The organism is Pseudomonas sp. CCC3.1 (assembly GCF_034347405.1).
In the GTDB taxonomy this organism is placed as follows: Bacteria; Pseudomonadota; Gammaproteobacteria; order Pseudomonadales; family Pseudomonadaceae; genus Aquipseudomonas.
This window is the reverse complement of the sequence record NZ_CP133778.1, coordinates 4,502,899-4,522,528: the sequence shown is the minus strand read 5'-3', so window position 1 is coordinate 4,522,528 and position 19,630 is coordinate 4,502,899. Positions and strand designations below refer to the sequence as shown.

The 19,630-nt window shown below is 57.1% G+C and carries 13 protein-coding genes and 1 rRNA gene; 11 read left to right on the top strand and 3 right to left on the bottom strand.

Annotated features, from left to right (window positions below):
- Positions 1-130 precede the first annotated feature (130 nt).
- From rrf to RHM56_RS19795, 9 genes are all read left to right on the top strand, one after another.
- Positions 131-246: ribosomal RNA gene (rrf, locus tag RHM56_RS19835) — 5S ribosomal RNA — on the top strand.
- 657 nt (positions 247-903) lie between these two features.
- A complete protein-coding gene (locus RHM56_RS19830) occupies positions 904-1,419 on the top strand; it encodes a GNAT family N-acetyltransferase (protein ID WP_322235236.1) in 516 nt (171 codons plus the stop codon).
- Between the two features lie 115 nt (positions 1,420-1,534).
- On the top strand, positions 1,535-4,984 hold the full coding sequence (gene recC / locus RHM56_RS19825) for an exodeoxyribonuclease V subunit gamma (RefSeq protein WP_322235233.1): 3,450 nt from the start codon (positions 1,535-1,537) through the stop codon (positions 4,982-4,984).
- The gene (gene recB / locus RHM56_RS19820) at positions 4,984-8,673 is read left to right on the top strand and encodes an exodeoxyribonuclease V subunit beta (RefSeq protein WP_322235231.1); all 3,690 of its coding nucleotides are present in this window, start codon (positions 4,984-4,986) and stop codon (positions 8,671-8,673) included. Before recC ends, recB begins: the two co-directional genes overlap by 1 nt.
- Positions 8,670-10,754 (top strand): exodeoxyribonuclease V subunit alpha, encoded by a 2,085-nt coding sequence (gene recD, locus RHM56_RS19815; RefSeq protein ID WP_322235229.1) that lies wholly within the window; start codon positions 8,670-8,672, stop codon positions 10,752-10,754. The genes recB and recD overlap by 4 nt, the downstream gene beginning before the upstream one ends.
- A gap of 159 nt (positions 10,755-10,913) precedes the next feature.
- Entirely contained in the window at positions 10,914-11,486 is a 573-nt protein-coding gene (locus tag RHM56_RS19810; protein WP_322235227.1) for a YfiR family protein, read from the top strand.
- Complete coding sequence (locus tag RHM56_RS19805) at positions 11,483-12,739, top strand: diguanylate cyclase domain-containing protein (protein WP_322235225.1); 1,257 nt, start codon at positions 11,483-11,485, stop codon at positions 12,737-12,739. The genes RHM56_RS19810 and RHM56_RS19805 overlap by 4 nt, the downstream gene beginning before the upstream one ends.
- A 20-nt stretch (positions 12,740-12,759) precedes the next feature.
- Positions 12,760-13,266 carry an OmpA family protein gene (locus RHM56_RS19800; RefSeq protein WP_322235223.1) on the top strand — a complete coding sequence of 169 codons (507 nt, stop codon included), beginning with the start codon at positions 12,760-12,762 and terminating at the stop codon, positions 13,264-13,266.
- 448 nt (positions 13,267-13,714) lie between these two features.
- Entirely contained in the window at positions 13,715-14,158 is a 444-nt protein-coding gene (locus RHM56_RS19795) for a hypothetical protein (RefSeq protein WP_322235221.1), read from the top strand.
- A gap of 209 nt (positions 14,159-14,367) precedes the next feature.
- Here RHM56_RS19795 and RHM56_RS19790 read toward each other — a convergent pair whose 3' ends face one another.
- From RHM56_RS19790 to RHM56_RS19780, 3 genes are all read right to left on the bottom strand, one after another.
- Complete coding sequence (locus tag RHM56_RS19790; protein ID WP_322235219.1) at positions 14,368-14,769, bottom strand: Rap1a/Tai family immunity protein; 402 nt, start codon at positions 14,767-14,769, stop codon at positions 14,368-14,370.
- A gap of 298 nt (positions 14,770-15,067) precedes the next feature.
- Complete coding sequence (locus tag RHM56_RS19785) at positions 15,068-15,841, bottom strand: MltR family transcriptional regulator (protein WP_322235217.1); 774 nt, start codon at positions 15,839-15,841, stop codon at positions 15,068-15,070.
- Positions 15,842-16,111: 270 nt separating this feature from the next.
- Positions 16,112-17,059, bottom strand: coding sequence for a LysR family transcriptional regulator (locus RHM56_RS19780; RefSeq protein ID WP_322235214.1), 948 nt, complete (start codon positions 17,057-17,059; stop codon positions 16,112-16,114).
- A gap of 129 nt (positions 17,060-17,188) precedes the next feature.
- Here RHM56_RS19780 and RHM56_RS19775 point away from each other — a divergent pair, with 129 nt between their 5' ends.
- Both RHM56_RS19775 and mmsB read left to right on the top strand, forming a co-directional pair.
- The gene (locus RHM56_RS19775) at positions 17,189-18,703 is read left to right on the top strand and encodes a CoA-acylating methylmalonate-semialdehyde dehydrogenase (protein WP_322235211.1); all 1,515 of its coding nucleotides are present in this window, start codon (positions 17,189-17,191) and stop codon (positions 18,701-18,703) included.
- Positions 18,704-18,713: 10 nt separating this feature from the next.
- On the top strand, positions 18,714-19,601 hold the full coding sequence (mmsB, locus tag RHM56_RS19770; RefSeq protein WP_322235208.1) for a 3-hydroxyisobutyrate dehydrogenase: 888 nt from the start codon (positions 18,714-18,716) through the stop codon (positions 19,599-19,601).
- Positions 19,602-19,630 lie beyond the last annotated feature (29 nt).

Genomic DNA, 19,630 nt, shown 5'->3' with positions numbered 1-19,630 from the left:
CGAAGAGACCAGATTGCGGTGTGTGAAGACGATACAAACCGAAAGTTTGCAGCTCACAAAGCACCGATTCTATTACATACCCATTCGCTGGAGCGTTGACCGTAAGGTAAACGAGCTGGCTACTGAATTTCTTGACGACCATAGAGCATTGGAACCACCTGATCCCATCCCGAACTCAGTAGTGAAACGATGCATCGCCGATGGTAGTGTGGGGTTTCCCCATGTGAGAGTAGGTCATCGTCAAGATTAAATTCCAAAATCCCTGTCTGCTCACGCAGACAGGGATTTTGTTTTTGTGCTCGAAAAAGTTAAGCCCGCATGGTCTGTGTGTCATCGCCTGTCAGTGATCGCTTAAAATCTGCGGTGCCTGCAGCGCACGCCGGGCCAGCTCATGAGTCGAAATCCACCAACCGTTTGGCGGATGTACGAAAATATCGAACAGGCCTTTAAATAGCCTCTGTTGTCTGCTTGGTAGATCAGCCGGATTTCAGTCTGGCGTTCACCCTCGATGGCCAGGCCAAAATCTCGTAAGAAGCATTCTACGTAGCGCCCGGTAGGTTAGAGTGTTCTCCAGATCGGATAAAACAGCTTTAGGGCGCATGGGCTCTCCGGAATGACTCATGCTGTGATTGCACAGAATGTGCGCAGAAATATGGGGCATGTGCAACTTAAGCGTCCGGCGAACCAGGCTGAATAGTTAAATAGCCGCGCATTGATGCGCGCAAATTAAATGACACACCTGAGTGATGGCTTTTTAAAAACCGGCGTTGTAGCCAGCAAAAGCGGAGTTGCTGGGCACGTGTCAGTAACATAAGACAATTAATATCTCATTGGGACTTTTACCAAGCTGCTGGGCTGCCTGAATTGAGGGCGTTTTTTAGGCTGTTAAAACGGAGCTACCGTTTGAAAAACCTGATCATTCGAAAGGCTTCATTAAACGACGCGGCGCAGCTTTACAGCGCAGAGTTCGAAACTGCAAAAACGCCCGGCTTGCTAGTCTCGCGACCTGGTGAGTTCAGCAAACAGGCATTTGAACGAAAAATTCTTGCGTTGAATGATAATGGCCTCTACTTGGTGGCTGAGCATGACGACCAAATAGTTGGACACGCCCTATTAGAGCCATTGGGGCTTGAAGCCTTGGCGCACGTTTTGAGCCTGACCATCGTTGTGCACCCTGGGCATGTGGGGCAGGGCATTGGTCACGTGTTAATGGCTCGATTGTTGGCGTGGGCCAGCGTTCGCCCAGGGCTAGTGAAAATTGAACTACGCGTGCGAGAAACTAACCACTGTGCAAGGCATCTCTACCAGAAATTCGGTTTCGTGGAAGAAGGTCGTCTTCAAAAGCGCATCTGCCTACCCGATGGAACCCTGGTTGCAGATATCACCATGGCCTGGTTTGCTGCGCATCAAAGCGGGTGATTTCCAAGGCTGATGTATCCGGGGCGCCTGAACACGACTTACATACCCTTCGGCAACACTCCTGTGCAATGTTAAGGTTCGCCTTTGGATTTTGCCTTCTCCTAAGGATGCCGTCATGCCGGGTGCTACGTCCCTCAACGCGGGTTTTATGGTGGTTCACGGGAACCGTCTTGATGAGTTGCGCAGCCTGGTCGTGAGCTGGATGCGCCGCTATCCACTGGCGCCTCTGGAGAACGAAATTGCTCTGGTGCAGAGTAATGGCATCGCACAATGGTTAAAGCTGGCTCTGGCCGAAGATGCTCAAGACGACGATCTGGGCGGCTGTGGTATTGCCGCTGCGGTGGATGTGCAACTGCCCGGCAGTTTTATGTGGCAGCTCTATCGTATGGTATTGGGCAGTGAAGAAATCCCTGCCAAGTCTTTGCTCGATAAAGCCCCCCTGACTTGGCGTTTGATGCGTTTGCTCCCGGCCCTCATCGATCAACCACACTTCGAACCCTTGCAGCGCTTTCTAACCCACGACACCGATCTGCGTAAGCGCTACCAGCTATCAGAACGCCTTGCCGACTTGTTCGACCAATACCAGGTCTATCGTGCGGACTGGCTGGAGGACTGGGCCGCAGGTCGCCATCAATTGCGTAATGCCCGAGGTGAAAGTCCGGCCTTGAGCTCAGCTAACTGTTGGCAAGCCGAGCTATGGCGAGCGCTACTGCTCGACGTCGGTGAGCAGGGCATGTCGCAAAGCCGTGCCGGCGTCCATCAGCGCTTTATTGAAAAAATAAACAGCCTTGAACAAGCGCCGCCCGGCCTCCCTTCGAGGGTCATCGTGTTTGGTATTTCGTCATTGCCCGCTCAAGCGCTCGAAGCGCTGGCTGGACTGGCCCGCTTCAGCCAAGTGCTGCTCTGTGTGCATAACCCGTGTCGCCATCATTGGTCTGACATCGTTGCCGACAAAGATCTGCTACGCCATCAGTACAAACGCCAAGCCCGCAAAGCCGGAATGCCTGCCACACTGGACCTCGACATCCTGCACCAACACGCCCACCCGTTGCTCGCCGCTTGGGGCAAACAAGGCCGCGACTATATCAACCTGCTCGACAGCTACGATGACCCCAATAGCTATCGAGCGGCCTTTCGTGATGGCCGCATCGATCTGTTCAGCGAAGTGGAACCGCTCAACCTGCTCAACCAATTGCAGGACGACATTCTTGAACTGCGCCCACTGAACGAAACTCGCGAGCTGTGGCCAGCCGTTGATTTGGATAAAGATCACTCAATCCGTTTCCACATTGCCCATAGCGCACAACGTGAAGTCGAGATCCTTCACGACCAGTTACTCGCTCGATTCAGCGAAAATCCCCACTTGCAGCCGCGCGATGTGATCGTGATGGTGCCGGACATCGACAGCTATGCGCCGCACATCCGTGCCGTATTTGGCCAGATCGAGCGCGACGACCGCCGCTTCATTCCCTACACACTGGCCGACCAAGGCCAGCGCGGCCGTGATCCGCTACTGATTGCCATCGAGCACCTGCTCAAGCTGCCTGACAGCCGCTTCCCGGTCAGCGAAATCCTCGACTTACTGGACGTTCCAGCATTACGCGCTCGCTTCAATGTGCAAGAGCGCGACTTGCCAACCTTGCATCGCTGGATCGAAGGTGCGGGGATTCGTTGGGGGCTGAATGCCGAACAGCGTGCTGGTCTTGGGTTACCTCCTGAGCTGGAGCAAAACAGTTGGCGTTTCGGCTTGCGTCGAATGCTGCTCGGTTATGCCGTTGGCAGTGGTGAAGCGTGTGATGGTATTGAGCCTTACGATGAAATCGGCGGCCTTGATGCCGTCTTGATCGGACCGCTCGTGGCGCTGCTTGATGCATTGGAAATTGCCCACCAAGAACTTTCGCAGCCCGCCTTACCGCAACAATGGGGCGAGCGCTTGCAAGGCTTGATGCAATTGTTCTTCCAGGCAGAGACCGAGCACGACGACTACTTGCTGGCCCAACTTGAAGAGCTGCGCGAGACCTGGCTCGAAACCTGTGAGCTGGTTGGCCTGCAAGATGAATTGCCGCTAACTGTCGTACGTGAAGCCTGGTTGGCAGGCCTTGACCAAGGCAAGTTGTCGCAACGTTTCCTGGCTGGAGCCGTGAACTTTTGCACCCTGATGCCGATGCGTGCCATCCCGTTCAAACTCGTCTGCCTGCTTGGCATGAATGACGGCGACTACCCGCGCGCGCAACCCCCGCTGGACTTCGACTTGATGGGCAGCGACTACCGTCCAGGCGATCGTTCCCGCCGCGAAGATGACCGTTACTTACTGCTCGAAGCGCTACTGTCTGCACGCGATCAACTCTATATCAGTTGGGTAGGGCGCAGTATTCGCGACAACAGCGAGCGTCCGGCCTGCGTCTTGATCGGCCAATTGCGCGATCACCTTGCCAGTGGCTGGCATCTCCAGGATGGCGAGGACTTGCTTGAGGCCATGACTCAAGAGCATCCGCTGCAACCGTTCAGCACCCGTTATTTTCACGAAGGTGATCCCAATCTGTTCAGCTATGCCCGTGAATGGCAGCAATTGCACGAACCCCAAACAGCCCTCACGCAGTCCGAAACCCTGGCAACGCATGAACAAGAAGAACCTTTAAACCTCACTCAGTTGCAGGACTTTTTGCGCAATCCTGTACGCCACTTCTTCAGTCAGCGCCTGAAAGTCTTCTTTGAAGCGGCCGAAGTGCCTCTAGAAGATGAAGAACCCTTCGTGCTCGACGCGTTGCAGCGCTACACCCTCAGCGACAGCTTGCTCGAAGCCGCACTGGCGCAACCGGATCAACTGGAACACGCTCTACAGACCCGCGCCAAACGTCTGCAAGGCAGCGGACTGTTACCGATGGCCGGCTTTGGCGAGTGTTTGCAACACGAATTGATTGAGCCTCTGCCCGACGTACTGCAACGCTATCAACAACTCCTGGCCCTGTGGCCGACGCCACTCAACAGCGCACTGCCAGTCAGCGTTGACGGCCATGGGCTTGCGTTGGAAGGATGGCTCAGCAACCTGCATCAACGCAGTGATAAAGGCCTACTATCCATCACGACGATTCCTAACAGCATTGGGGCGATTAAGACGCGTAAATGGCATCGCCTGACCAGGCCGTGGGTCAATCATCTGGTGGCCTGCTCCAGTGGCCTGAACATGTCCACGGCCTTGGTCGCCAGTGATGACACCTTGCTGCTAGCCCCTTTAGAGCCTCAACTCGCCAGCGATATTCTAGGCAACGTATTGATGGCCTGGAAAGTCGGCATAAACCACCCGCTGCCCATCGCCATCAAAACCGGCTTCGCCTGGTTGGCCCAGACTGATCCGGTCAAGGCCGATGCAGCGGCACAAAAGGCCTACGAAGGTGATGGTCAAACCAGCGAAGGCGAGCGTCGCGAAAGCGCAGCCTTGGCTCGGCAGTTTCCTGACTACGCGGCATTGATGGCCGATGGAGCCTTTGAAGACTGGTGCGATGCCCTCTATCGCCCTCTCTTTGACGCGCCTTGGCGCTCATTAAACAGCGAGGAGTCCCGCTAATGAGCGAGCAAAAAATACCCTTGGCTTTGGCTTTTCCCCTACGCGGCAGTCAACTGATTGAAGCCAGTGCAGGCACCGGCAAAACGTTCACCATCTCGGCGCTCTACCTGCGTTTGATCTTGGGCCATGGCGGCGAAGCGTCAGGGTTTGGTCGTGAGCTATTGCCACCGCAAATATTGGTCGTAACCTTCACCGATGCGGCCACCAAAGAACTGCGAGACCGGATTCGCACCCGACTTGCCGAAGCAGCGCGCTTCTTTCGTGACGAGATCCAGGCTCCGGATGCGCTGGTTGAGCAGTTGCGTGATCAGTTCGCCCCTGAACAGTGGGCCGCCTGCGCGGGTCGCCTCGACATCGCCGCACAATGGATGGACGAAGCGGCGGTATCGACCATCCACAGTTGGTGTCAGCGGATGCTGCGCGAACACGCCTTCGACAGCGGCAGCCTGTTCACCCAAACCCTCGAAACCGACCACAGTGAGTTACTCGGCGAAGTGCTGCGCGATTACTGGCGACTGTTTTGCTATCCCATGCACGGCGATGCGCTGAATTGGGTACGCGCCAACTGGAGCGGCCCCGCCGCCCTGTTACCCCGTGTGCGTGCCTTGTTCGGCAGCGCTCGCCCGGCAGCCAACACTGAGCAAACTCCGGCACAAATGATTGAAGCCTGCTTGCAAGAGCGTCGCTTGGCACTGTCCGAGCTCAAAACGCCATGGCTGCAATGGGCGCAAGAGTTGCGCGACATCTGCCTGCAAGGCGTAGCCGCTAAAGCCGTTGATGGTCGGAAAATGCAGGCACGTTACTTCGAACCCTGGTTTGAAAAAATCAGCGCCTGGGCGGCTGACGAGTCCCAGGAACAGCTTGATCTGGGGACCGGCTTCACCCGCCTGACGCCTGACGGCATGGCCGAAGCGTGGAAAGGCGAACCGCCGCAACACCCGGCGCTGGATGCCATGCGCGAGCTGAAAACTGCGCTCGACGCATTGCCCAGCCCAGATGCCGCCGTTCTGGAGCATGCCGCCCGTTGGGTCAGTGCGCGTTTTGAAGCAGAAAAGCGTCGCCGTGCCGAGATGGGCTTTGATGACATGCTGCTCAGGCTCGATGCGGCACTGCAAGCGGAAGGCGGCGAGCGACTGGCCACCCTGATCCGAGAGCAATTTCCCGTTGCGCTGATTGATGAGTTTCAGGACACCGACCCGGTGCAGTACCGGATTTTTGAGACCATCTACCGAATTGAAGACAACACGCCAGGCACCGGCCTGTTCCTGATCGGCGACCCGAAGCAGGCGATCTACGCCTTCCGTGGTGCTGACATCTACACCTATTTACGCGCTCGCCACGCTACCAGCGACCGACTGCATACGCTGGACACCAACTTTCGCTCCAGTCACGCCATGGTGGCCGCGGTCAACCACGTGTTTGAGCGGGCCGAGCAGCGGGACACAGGACGAGGTGCGTTTTTATTCCGCGACGGTTCCGAAAACCCTGTGCCCTTTGTCTCGGTTAAATCCCAAGGGCGCAAAGAAGTCCTACAAATAGACGGGCAGCCTGTCACGGCCCTCAACCTGTGGCAGTTGCCTTCCGAACAGCCCGTTTCAGGCGCGGTCTATCGCCAGCAATTGGCGGCCGTGTGCGCTAGCCAGATCGTCGAGTTACTCAATGGCGGTCAACAAGGTCGCTGCGTTTTTGCCAAAGATGGCCAACCCTTAAGAGGCCTATTGCCCGCCGACATTGCGATTCTGGTACGTGACGGTAAGGAAGCTCAGGCCGTGCGGCGCGAATTGTCGACGCGGGGTGTACGTAGCGTTTACCTCTCGGATAAGGATTCGGTCTATGCCGCGCAGGAAGCTCACGACGTGCTGGCCTGGCTCAAAGCCTGTGCCGAGCCAGACGTTGAGCGTCCGCTGCGAGCCGCACTGGCCTGCATCACGTTGGACCTGCCGCTGGTTGAACTGGAACGCCTGAATCAGGACGAGTTGGCTTGGGAACGTCGCGTCATGCAGTTCCGTGGCTATCGTGAAACCTGGCGTAAACAAGGCGTGCTCGCGATGTTGCGCCGCCTGCTGCACGACTTCGAGTTACCCCAGGCCTTGATCGCCCGCCCAGACGGCGAGCGTGTCCTGACTAACGTATTGCACCTGTCTGAGCTGCTGCAACAGGCGGCGGCGGAGCTGGATGGCGAACAAGCGCTGATCCGGCACTTGGCCGAACACCTGGCTTTGTCCGGGCAAGCGGGCGAAGAACAAATCCTGCGCCTTGAAAGCGATGAGCAGTTGGTCAAAGTGGTGACCATTCACAAATCCAAAGGCTTGGAGTACCCATTGGTTTTCCTGCCGTTTATCTGTTCGACCAAACCCGTGGATGGCAGCCGTTTGCCGCTGCATTACCACGATGCAGCGGGCAATGCTCAGGTGAGCCTGAAGCCAACGCCAGAACTGATCATCCAGGCCGATGACGAACGCTTGGCCGAAGATTTACGCTTGCTCTATGTGGCCCTGACCCGTGCCCAACACGCTTGCTGGCTCGGCGTCGCAGATCTCAAACGGGGCAACAACAACCGTTCGGTTTTGCATCTGTCTGCTTTGGGCTATCTGCTGGGCGGCGGTGCGCTGCTGGCTGAATCCGTTGCGCTTGAACGCTGGCTGGCTGATTTGAAACAAGACTGCGCAGCGATTCAATACGCCCCCGTGCCACCGGCCAGTGACGCGCACTTTTATCCGCCGCTCAATCAAGCCACCTTGCTCAAACCGCTGATCCCGACACGGCGTGCTGCGGAAAACTGGTGGATTGCGTCCTACAGCGCATTGCGTATTGGTGACAGCCTCAGCCCTGCTGAAGCGCCAGAAAGCGCCTTGGCGCAAAAGCTCTCTGACGATGAGCGACTGGATCCGGATGCGCCGCGTGAAGTGTTACTCAGTGGCGGCGATATACACCGTTTCCCGCGTGGGCCAAATCCCGGGACCTTCCTGCATGGTCTGCTTGAGTGGGCGGGCAGCGAAGGTTTCAAGGCCGATCCCGAGGCAATAAAAGACGCTGTGGCGCGCCGCTGTAATCGACGCGGCTGGCAAGGTTGGATCGACACCCTGAGCGACTGGTTACAGCACCTGCAAGATGAGCCGCTGCGTCTGAATAACGGCCAGCCTGCTGTGGTCTTGAGCGAACTGAGCCAGTATCAGATCGAGATGGAGTTCTGGTTCGCCAGCCACAAAGTCGATGTCCTGCAACTGGATCAACTCGTGCGCCAGCACACCCATGGCGGTGCATCGCGTGCTGCCGCTGAGCCGAGCCTGCTCAATGGCATGTTCAAAGGCTTTATCGACCTCACGTTCGAACACGAAGGGCGGTATTACGTGGCGGACTACAAATCCAACTGGCTGGGCGCCGACGATTCGGCCTACACCGAACAGGCGATGAACACCTCTATTCTGGATAACCGCTACGACCTGCAATACGTGTTGTACCTGTTGGCCTTGCACCGTCAACTCAAGGCCCGCCTGGTTGACTACGACTACGACCAGCACATGGGCGGCGCGTTGTACCTGTTCTTGCGCGGTACCCGCTCCCAAGGCCAGGGCGTGTTCTTCACGCGGCCGCCCAGACTATTGATCGAAAGCCTGGACCTGATGTTCCAGGGCAAACCTCAGCCCAAACCGGCTGAACCAGCGTGGGAACAGGGAGTGTTGTTATGAGCCGTTCGTTTGCCGAACTGTTGCCTACGCCATTGACGGCCGAAAGCCTTGCCCAACTACAGCCCTTGAGCCGTGCCCACGACTTGCTGCTGTTGCTCGAACGTTGGGTCGAACGCGGCTGGTTGCGCGCATTGGATAAAGCCTTCGTCGCCTTTTTGCATGAGCGCGACCCGCAAGGTGACCCGTTGGTGCTGCTGGCGGCCGCATTGACCAGTCACCAATTAGGTCATGGTCATGTGTGTCTGGACCTGTTTGAAACCCTCAAAGCGCCCGATTTCGCGCTGTCCTTGCCGCCTGAAGGTGATGTGCAAACCGGCGCAATGTTGCTGCCCTCGCAACTGCTTGAGGCGCTGGAGGGCGAGGCATGGTGCAAAGCCCTGCACGCCAGCCCATTGGTCGAACACGCGGGGCAGCCGTCGGCAGATGCGGCGAGCCGACCTTTGGTGTTGAGCGAGCGTCGTCTGTACCTGCGCCGCTATTGGGCCTATGAGCGACGAATCGACAGCGCATTGCGTCAACGTCTGTCAGCTCCTGAGGTCACACCCGATGATGTGTCCGAGCGCCTGAATGGTTTATTTGGTAGCCCGAAAACCGATGCGCTGATTGATTGGCAAAAACTGGCCTGCGCGTTGGCCACACGCGGCGCCTTCAGCATCGTGACCGGCGGCCCCGGCACCGGTAAAACCACCACCGTGGTGCGTCTGCTCGCGCTGCTCCAGGCCCCGGCCGTCGAAGCGGGCGCGCCTTTGCGCATCCGTCTGGCGGCGCCCACGGGCAAAGCCGCCGCCCGCTTGACCGAATCCATCAGCCTGCAAGTCAAATCATTGGAAGTGGATGACAAGGTTCGGCAAAAAATCCCCAGTGACGTAACCACCGTTCACCGGTTGCTCGGCAGCCGTCCTGGCACGCGCCACTTTCGTCATCACGCGGGCAATCGTCTGCCGCTCGACGTCTTGGTGGTCGACGAGGCATCGATGATCGACCTCGAAATGATGGCTAACTTGCTCGACGCGCTGCCCGACCATGCGCGGCTGGTATTGCTGGGTGATAAGGACCAGCTAGCGTCGGTAGAGGCGGGCGCCGTGCTGGGTGATTTGTGCCGCGATGCCGAGGCGGGCTGGTACAGCCCGCAAACACGTGAATGGCTTGAGCACGTCAGTGGCGAAAGCCTCGCCGCCAGTGGTTTGCAACAAGACCTGGACGGCACCCATCCGCTGGCCCAGCAAGTGGTTATGTTGCGCCACTCACGGCGTTTTGGTGAGGGCAGCGGCATCGGCAAACTGTCGCGGCTGGTCAACCAACAACAGTCGCAAGAAGCGCGCGTGTTATTGGCTGCCGGTACTCATACCGACCTCTTCACGCTGCCACTCAAGGGCGAGCAAGACCGTGCCTTCGAGCGCTTGGCACTGGAGGGGCGAGGCGCCGATGCCAAAGGCTACCGGCATTATCTTGAAGTCTTGCGCGATCAGCGCCCGCAGGCCTACGCAGGGCTTGAAGACCCTTGTTGGGCTGATTGGGCGGGCAAGGTGCTGGAAGCGTTTGAAGCGTTCCAGGTGCTCTGCGCCGTGCGCAAAGGGCCTTGGGGTGTGGAAGGGTTGAATGAACGTATTACCCGGTCTTTGTTCGCCCGCAAGCTGATCGACAGCGACCAGCACTGGTACGAAGGGCGACCGGTCTTGATGACCCGCAACGACTACGGCCTGGGCCTGATGAACGGGGACATTGGCATCGCCCTCAAGCTTCCTGAGCGTGACGGCCAGACTCAACGCCACGTGTTGCGCGTTGCTTTTGCCCGTAATGATGGGCAAGGCGGCATCCGTTTTGTGCTGCCCAGTCGTCTCAATGATGTCGAAACGGTCTACGCCATGACCGTGCACAAATCCCAGGGCTCAGAGTTTTCCCACACCGCACTGGTGCTGCCCGAAGCGCTCAACCCGGTACTGACCAAAGAACTGATCTACACCGGCATCACTCGGGCCAAACACTGGTTCAGTCTGGTCGAGCCGCGAGCGGGCGTGTTTGAAGAGGCCGTGCAGCGCAAGGTTAAACGCTTGAGCGGCTTGATGCTTGGGCTGGGGTAGTGCGTAGCAGGCCCCAGCTTATCTGTGGAGGCTGGCAAGCCAGACCTCCCACGAAGTCGTAACCAGAACATTGGAATACTGTGACTCAAGTCACAGTCCTGGCAGGGGCTGTGGTATCGTTTGGCTATTATTCCTACAACGATTACCGAGATCTCCTGCATGGATGTGGCTGTCTCCTCGACAGAGCAGGGTTTTGGGTGGCTGCGACGCCTGTCCCTTTGCCTGTTGCTGTTGAGCACTCCCTGCCTGGCCCAACCTGAAGCCCCCATTAACGTGGCTGATCAGCGCGCCAAGGCTGTGACCCAAGTGGTCCTTGGCATCCTCAGCTATGCACGTTGGCCCGCCGAGCCTGCGCAGTTAAAACTGTGTGTTATCGGCCCTACCGAATACACCGACGACCTGCTTAAAGGCGCAACTCAGTCCAGTGGACGACCGGTACATGTCTCTCGTTTGCTGGTAAATAATCCGAGAATTGCCAGCGCCTGCAATGCGGTATACCTGGGCAAATTAGGCGCGCAAGAGCGCAGCGAGTTGTATGACTCCTTGGCTGGCCAAGCCGTGCTAAGCATCAGCGAAGATGGCAATCAATGCACCGTTGGCAGTTTGTTTTGCCTGCACGTCAAGGATGAGCACGTGGCGTTTGAGGTGAATCTCGACTCTGTTGCCCGCAGCGGAGTTCGCATTCACCCAAGCGTGTTGCAATTGTCACGCCGCCGGGTGGTACAGCCATGAGCCCGAGCAACCCACAGTACAACCGGCGCAGGCTGCGCTCGGTGCTGCGCCGTGGCCACCTGAGCGTGGCGTTGGTCGCCGTGGTGCTGGCCAGCACATCCTTGACGCTATTGGGTGTACTTGCACTCAAGGTGTACGCCGATCACAACCTGCATTTGATTGCCCGGGCCATCAACTACACCGTCGAAGCGGCGGTGGTGTTTGATGACAAGAGCGCTGCGTCCGAAGCCCTGGATTTGATCGCGTCCACAGAAGCGGTGGCCGAGGCCGAGGTCTACACCGTCGATGGAGAGTTGCTGGCGCACTGGCGACGCCCGGAGAGTGGCCTGTTGTCGAACGTCGAAATGGTATTGGCCGACAGCTTGCTCAAACAGCCGATCACAGTGCCGATTGAGCATCAGGGCCAGCACGTTGGCATCGTGGTTGTGCGTGGGCATGGCGCCCATATGCTGCGCTTTTTACTCAGCGGGCTGTTTGGGGTCATCGTGTGCACAGCGCTCAGCGCCTGGAGTGCGCTCTATCTTTCGCGGCGCTTGCTCACGGGCATCACCGGGCCTTTGCAGCAACTGGCTGAAGTGGCCCATGCCGCACGCGCAGAGCGTGCCTTCGACCGCCGGGTGCCGGCTGCACACATTGCCGAACTGGACAGTTTGGGTAACGACTTCAATGCGTTGCTGGATGAGTTGGAGTCATGGCAAAACCATCTGCAAACCGAAAACCAGGCGCTGGCGCATCAGGCCAGCCACGATTCGCTCACCGACCTGCCTAACCGCGCCTACTTTGCCGCGCGACTGGCGCGCACGTTGCGCACGTTGGGTCAGCGCACCGATAAAGTCGCCGTGTTGTTTCTTGATAGCGACCGCTTTAAAAACATCAACGACACCTACGGCCATGCCGCAGGCGATGCGGTGCTGGTCGCAGTGGCCACCCGCATACGCGCCCAGTTGCGCGAAGGCGACGTGGTCGCGCGTTTGGGCGGCGACGAATTTGCGATCATGCTCGCCCCGCTGCACAAAGTCGAAGACGCGCAACGTATCGCCGACAAGATCATTGCCAGCATGCATGAACCGATTGAGCTGCCAGGGCACACCTGTGTCGTGACCTCGCTCAGTATCGGCATCGCCGTTTACCCCGAACATGGTGCGACCCCGGACTTGCTGTTGTGTGCAGCGGACGCGGCGATGTACCAGGCCAAACGCCTCGCCCGAGGCGGACAACACGTTGCCGAGTCGGAGTACTCCGCAACCCAGTAACCATCAGGAGCTTAACCCCCATGCATACAGTGACTCGTCGTTATCAACAATTTTTCGGCGTTGTCTGGATACTGGCAGCGCTGGTGTTGACCGGCTGCCAGACGCCTGCCCCCCAGAAAGGCCTGACGGCGGCGCAGATTGCCGTACTTAAGCAACAAGGTTTTGAACTGACCGACGAAGGCTGGGCGTTTGGCTTGTCGGGCAAAGTACTGTTTGGCAGCGACCTGGAAGTGCTCAATACCCAAAGCCAGGCAATCGTTGAGCGAATTGGTACTGCCTTGCTGGCAGTCGACATCCAGCGCGTGCGGGTCGACGGCCACACCGACTCCTCGGGGCAGGACGCCTACAACGAACAACTGTCCGTGCGCCGCGCCAACAGCGTGGTCAAGGTACTGACCAAAGTCGGCATGCGTCCTGAAAATATTGAAGTACGCGGGCTGGGCAGCAGCCAGCCAGTGGCGTCCAACAAAACCCGCGCCGGTCGCACAGAAAATCGCCGCGTATCAATCGTCGTCATTGCGGATTAAAGGTCAGCCATATTGATTTGGGAGATTCTATGTTGCGCCGCAAGCAGGCTTTGTAGCAGTTGCCGTAGGCTACGTCCGATTGCGAAGCGATCGTAAATTCAGAGCGCTCGGTTTTTCTGATAAACCGCGCTAGATGGTCATACGATGCAGACACAGCTTGGCGGGCTTAGCCGCTGCAAGTTTTATGAGCGACATAGATCCCCTGTAGCCGCTGCCGAGGGACGAGGCTGCGATCGGTCGCACAGCGGCCGTAAAATCTGAGCACTCGTATTACCTGTTACGCCGAGGCGCCTGATTCATGACGGCTGAGTCGTTTATGGTATCCATGTAGGTGTTTTCTTGTTTTTGAAGGTTATGGTTATTGTTGCTGTATTAGCAGTAAAAGGCCGTATAGGTTGACTAACCTTACAGAGCCCCACTGGACTGGGCAGATCTAGGCAGGTGACTAATGACAACAAAAGATACAAAAATTGTTGAGGTATGGAGGCAGGCTACGATTCCTGTCGTTTTCAAGCGGGAAAAGTCTCCACTTCTAATTAAGCTGCCCTTTGCCAAAGATAATTTTGATTGGCTGCGCAACAGCAGTCGGAATAAACCCGAATGGAGCGCGCAGTACAAATCGTGGCAGGTTCCAGCCGCTTGGTTCGAGGACTCCGTGAAGCGTCTGCTCGGGCGCTTCAAGAAAGTCTATGTGATTCAGCTTTACCGTGAGTACCAGGTGTGCGCGCCAGCTTGTTGGAATGCTCACGGTTTGCATTGTGAATGCTCATGCATGGGTGCTAACCACGGTACAGGGCAACCTGCGGGAAAATGGTACGAAGTATCCGAGACGTTTGCAGCGCAATGGGGTCCCAAAAAATACGCTTGCCGTTTAATGGTATCGACGGTTTGAGTTTGAGACTTTTATGAGCCCAAACTTATTTATGGTTCCGCTTGGACCTTTCTGACTAACGCCGGATTTTGTTGCTTGATAACACTAGCTTTCACTCCAGAACTTCAGGCAACGCCCCACCTTACTTTTCAGGCTGAAAATCCAAACTCGTAAAAGACGAGGCCATTTTTACGGCGGGAATTTGAGTTTCGATAGGTAAACGGCCTTTATCATTTCTTGCAGGGGTATACCGTATGGAAGGCGAGCATTGTTAGCACGCTGCTGTCGAGGGCAAGTGTTTCTGGATGTGCATTCAAGTAGTTAACCACGGTTCGTACTTGTGGGCCGACCTTGATTTCAGTGACTGGGAAACACGTCTTCATGGTTTCGTTGAGCGATCCGTTGAGGCTTTCCATGGTCGTCTTCACGCCACCGACTATCCCTATGCACTGTCCCATTTCCAAGAGATTGTCTGCGTCACTGGGCTTCCCGTCCGCGATGTCGAGAAATGATTTGCAGGCAGTCAGAAGGGTGTTGCCATCGTTTATCAGTTGAGGTCCTGTTGCTGCATTGCATGGTGAGGCTAATGCACCAAGTAGTGCCAACGCCGCCGCTATCCCTGCTGTCTTCATGCTGGTTCTCTTTGTGTGTGGTGTCAAAAACTGAAATGAGCCCGCCAAGAGCATGCTTGAATTCAGTGAGAAACGGGTCAGTTGATCAGAAGTACTCGCACTGGCCTATATATTCGTGATGATGACTATGCGGTGTGTGAGGACCTGTGTGTCACTGCACTCCGCAGTTTGGCTATCCACCGTGTCATCTACCGTTTTCTTGGCCTCTGGTCGAAGGCTTCGGGAATGTCGTGTGCGTTCTACTCGGTGGCTGTGTTTAGTTACCTGCTGGGGGGTGTGCCCTGTTCGGTATGCGGCGTTATGCGGACAACTGTGCAACCCTCTGATTCAACTGTTCAATAAGCTCCGAAATCTCTCGATGGTAGGCTGAATGCGCCGACTGCCTTGTGATTACTTCAAGCCTCTGAGACCAAACGATCACTCTGGAGATATAGAAAGACCTCTCGTCTCCCTTCGCGGTCATTAATTTCTTCTCCACTTCATCAAGTGCAGATCTTGCAGCCTGAATCTGCTGAGCGGCATCATCGCCGTGTATGCCGGTAATAAGACCACTCGCAATGAGTCGGGCAGAGCGTTGTTCTTCAAGAACTCGATTGGTGCTTACTTGCAGCTCAAGAAGCAGAGAGGGCAATGAGCTGCGTAATTTAAGAAGCGGCGTAGTCGGGTAATCGTCATCCAAGGTGCTGAAATTGAGCGCTCTGATGTGACCCGCGACCGATGGATCATCAAGACTGATGGGACGCCACGTATGGGAGAAGGAGTTTCGGATTTTTCGCAGATGCTCCAAGTCAGTAAATTGATCCTTCGTTATTAGACCGAGTGCATATGTAGCTTTTATCCGCGCTGAAAAGGTGCCGAGTGGGGCGTTGAAGCCAGTGAGCAATTGTTGCGAAGCATCATGGGGCAATAGGAAAGTCCGTAATAAATTCCCCAGCGTATCTTCGGCGAACGCAGCGACCGTAAGTATCAGCGCTCGGGCATCCAGTTCAGACAAAGAGGCGTTCATCTCGTTGTAGTCTGAAAATCCTGAAGGCTGATTGGTTTTGTCCCTTCTTCTGTCGATTTTTATCATCTCGGTCCTGAGCAGATTGGCATAAGGGCAAAGCATAGCCTGAGGGGCAGCCCTTGAGAATCTGATAGAAAAATCTGAGTGACCACCTCAGTACACGAATGTGCAGGCGTCCCCGCCATGGTTGCCCTCGCGTAGTCTTTATCCCATGCCTGTGCGTCTCTGAATGTCGACGTCGGGGTGTTACAAATTGAGTACCAAGTCCTGTTACAAACCGTTGGAAAAGGCTTGCCGACCTCGTTACGATTCCGCCACCTGATTCCTTGAAAACTGTCAGTCTGCAAACCTCATCCCCCGCGTTTCCCCGAGCAGCAGCGGCGCATTAAGCTCCGTCACGCTTCGGATGTAGTCCCACAGCAACGTAATCCGTTTCAACTTTCTCAAGTCCTCCCGGCAGTACATCCAGAATTGCCGCGTCAGGTTGATTTCATCCGGCAGTACCGGCAATAAACGCGGGTCTTGAGCGGCCAGAAAGCACGGAAGGATCGCCAACGAACGCCCTTGCTGCGCTGCCACGAATTGCGCAATGACGCTGGTGCTGCGCAAGTTGGCGCTGGCGCCGGGCAGCACATTGGCCAGGTACAGCAGCTCGGAACTGAACGCCAGATCGTCGACGTAACTGATAAACGGATGCTCAGCCAGGTCACTGGCTCGACGAATGGGCGGGTGCTGATCCAGGTAGTCCTGGGTCGCGTACAGCTGCAAACGGTAGTCGCATAACTTGCAGCACACATAAGGCCCGTGTTCCGGGCGTTCCAGGGCGATGACAATGTCGGCTTCGCGTTTGGACAGGCTGATGAAGTGCGGCAGCGGCAGAATATCCACCGAAATGGCCGGGTAGGTGTCCACGAAGTGGCTCAGTTGCGGGGTGATGAAAAAGCTGCCGAAACCCTCGGTGCAGCCCATGCGCACGTGCCCCGACAACGCTACGCCAGAGCCCGAGACTTGCTCGCAGGCCATGTGCAACGTGCTTTCAATGGACTCGGCATACCCCAGTAAACGCTGGCCTTCGTTGGTCAGGGTGAAGCCATTGGTGCGCGACTTTTCGAACAGCAAGGTGCCGAGTGCGGCTTCCAGTGAGCTGATACGTCGCGACACGGTCGTGTAGTCCACCGCTAGGCGTTTGGCCGCGCTGCTGGCCTTGCGGGTACGGGCCACCTCGAGAAAAAACTTCAGGTCGTCCCAGTTCAATGCGCTTAACGATGTGATGTTTTTTTGCATGTTAGACCGGCTTTTATGTGCGTTCTTATTAGAAGAACGCACACCTATACTCCAAAAACAGTCCTGCGACCAATCTGGACGTCCGCCCACGTCGTTTACGGGCTCATAAAAATAAATTCGGAGACTTCCATGAACGTTTCTACCACCCCGTACCAAAATGCTCGCCTGCTGATTGATGGCGAATGGGTCGAGTCGCAGACCACCGAGTGGCACGACATCGTTAACCCCGCCACTCAGCAGGTGTTGGCCAAAGTCCCGTTTGCCACCCCTGATGAAGTCAACGCCGCCATCGCTGCCGCGCAACGAGCTTTCCAGACCTGGAAGCTGACGCCGATCGGCGCGCGGATGCGCATCATGCTCAAGTTGCAGGCGCTGATTCGCGAACATTCCAAGCGCATTGCCACCGTCCTCAGTGCTGAACAAGGCAAAACCATTGCCGACGCCGAGGGCGATATTTTCCGTGGCCTGGAAGTGGTCGAACACGCGTGCTCCATCGGCACCTTACAAATGGGCGAATTCGCTGAAAACGTTGCTGGCGGGGTTGATACCTACACCCTGCGCCAACCGATCGGTGTGTGCGCGGGGATTACGCCTTTCAACTTCCCAGCCATGATTCCGCTGTGGATGTTCCCGATGGCGATTGCTTGCGGTAACACCTTCGTCCTCAAACCTTCCGAACAAGACCCCCTGTCGACCCTGATGCTGGTCGAGCTGGCGCTGGAAGCCGGGGTTCCGCCGGGCGTGTTGAACGTCGTGCACGGCGGCAAAGACGTGGTAGACGCCCTGTGCACCCACACGGACATCAAGGCCGTGTCGTTCGTCGGCTCAACCGCTGTAGGGACTCACGTGTATGACTTGGCCGGTCGCCATGGCAAGCGCGTGCAATCGATGATGGGCGCCAAAAACCACGCCGTGGTACTGCCTGACGCCAACCGTCAGCAAACCCTCAATGCACTGGTCGGCGCTGGTTTTGGTGCTGCGGGCCAGCGCTGCATGGCCACCTCAGTGGTGGTGTTGGTGGGTGCGGCCAAGCAATGGCTGCCAGACCTCAAGGCGCTGGCGCAAAAACTCAAGGTCAATGCGGGCAGCGAGGCGGGTACTGATGTAGGTCCGGTGATTTCCAAACGTGCGAAAGAGCGCGTGCTGGGGCTGATTGAAAGCGGGATTAAAGAAGGCGCAGTCCTGGAACTCGACGGTCGCGACATCAAGGTTCCAGGTTTTGAACACGGCAACTTTGTCGGCCCGACTCTGTTTTCGGGTGTGACCACTGATATGCAAATCTACACCCAGGAAATCTTCGGCCCCGTGCTGGTAGTGATCGAGGTCGACACGCTGGATCAGGCTATCGCGCTGGTCAACGCCAACCCGTTTGGCAATGGCACGGGCCTGTTTACCCAAAGTGGCGCCGCTGCGCGTAAGTTCCAGACCGAAATCGATGTAGGTCAGGTCGGCATCAACATCCCGATCCCGGTGCCCGTTCCGTTCTTCAGCTTCACGGGTTCGCGTGGCTCCAAACTGGGCGATCTGGGGCCGTACGGCAAACAAGTCGTGCAGTTCTATACGCAGACCAAGACCGTCACCAGTCGTTGGTTCGACGATGACAGCGTGAATGATGGCGTTAACACCACCATCAATCTTCGTTGAGGGCACGACCATGAAAATCGCATTTATCGGCCTGGGTAACATGGGTGCTCCGATGGCGCGCAACCTGCTCAAGGCCGGGCATTCGTTGAACCTGTTTGACCTGAACCAAGACATCCTCGCCGACCTGGCGGAGCAAGGCGGGCATATCAGCGCGTCCCCGCGGGATGCCGCACACGGTGCTGAACTGGTGATCACCATGCTTCCGGCGGCCGCACATGTGCGCAGCGTGTGGCTGGGTGAAAACGGCGTGTTGGCCGGTATCGCCAAAGGCGTCCCGGCGGTGGATTGCAGCACCATTGACCCACAAACCGTGCGTGACGTGGCAGCAGCAGCGGCCAAACAAGGCGTGCACATGGCCGATGCCCCAGTGTCCGGCGGCACGGGCGGTGCGCAAGCGGGCACCCTGACTTTTATGGTCGGCGCCACTCAAGCACTGTTCGACACCCTGCACCCGGTGCTTTCGCAAATGGGTCGCAACATAGTCCATTGCGGGGATGTGGGCACGGGCCAAGTGGCTAAAATCTGCAACAACCTGCTGCTCGGGATCTCCATGGTGGGCGTCAGTGAAGCCATGGCCTTGGGCGCGGCGTTGGGGATCGACAGCCACGTGCTGGCGGGTGTGATCAACAGCTCCACCGGGCGCTGCTGGAGTTCCGAGGTGTACAACCCGTGGCCGGGCATTGTTGAAACGGCCCCGGCATCACGCGGCTATACCGGCGGTTTTGGTGCTGAACTAATGCTTAAGGACTTGGGGTTGGCCACTGAAGCGGCACGTCAGGCGCACCAGCCAGTGGTGCTGGGCGCCGTGGCGCAACAGTTGTATCAAGCCATGAGCTTGCGTGGAGAAGGTGGGCAGGACTTCTCGGCCATCATCAACAGCTATCGCAAACCCGAATAGGGTTTTTCCGGGAATCCGCGTCGGGCGGA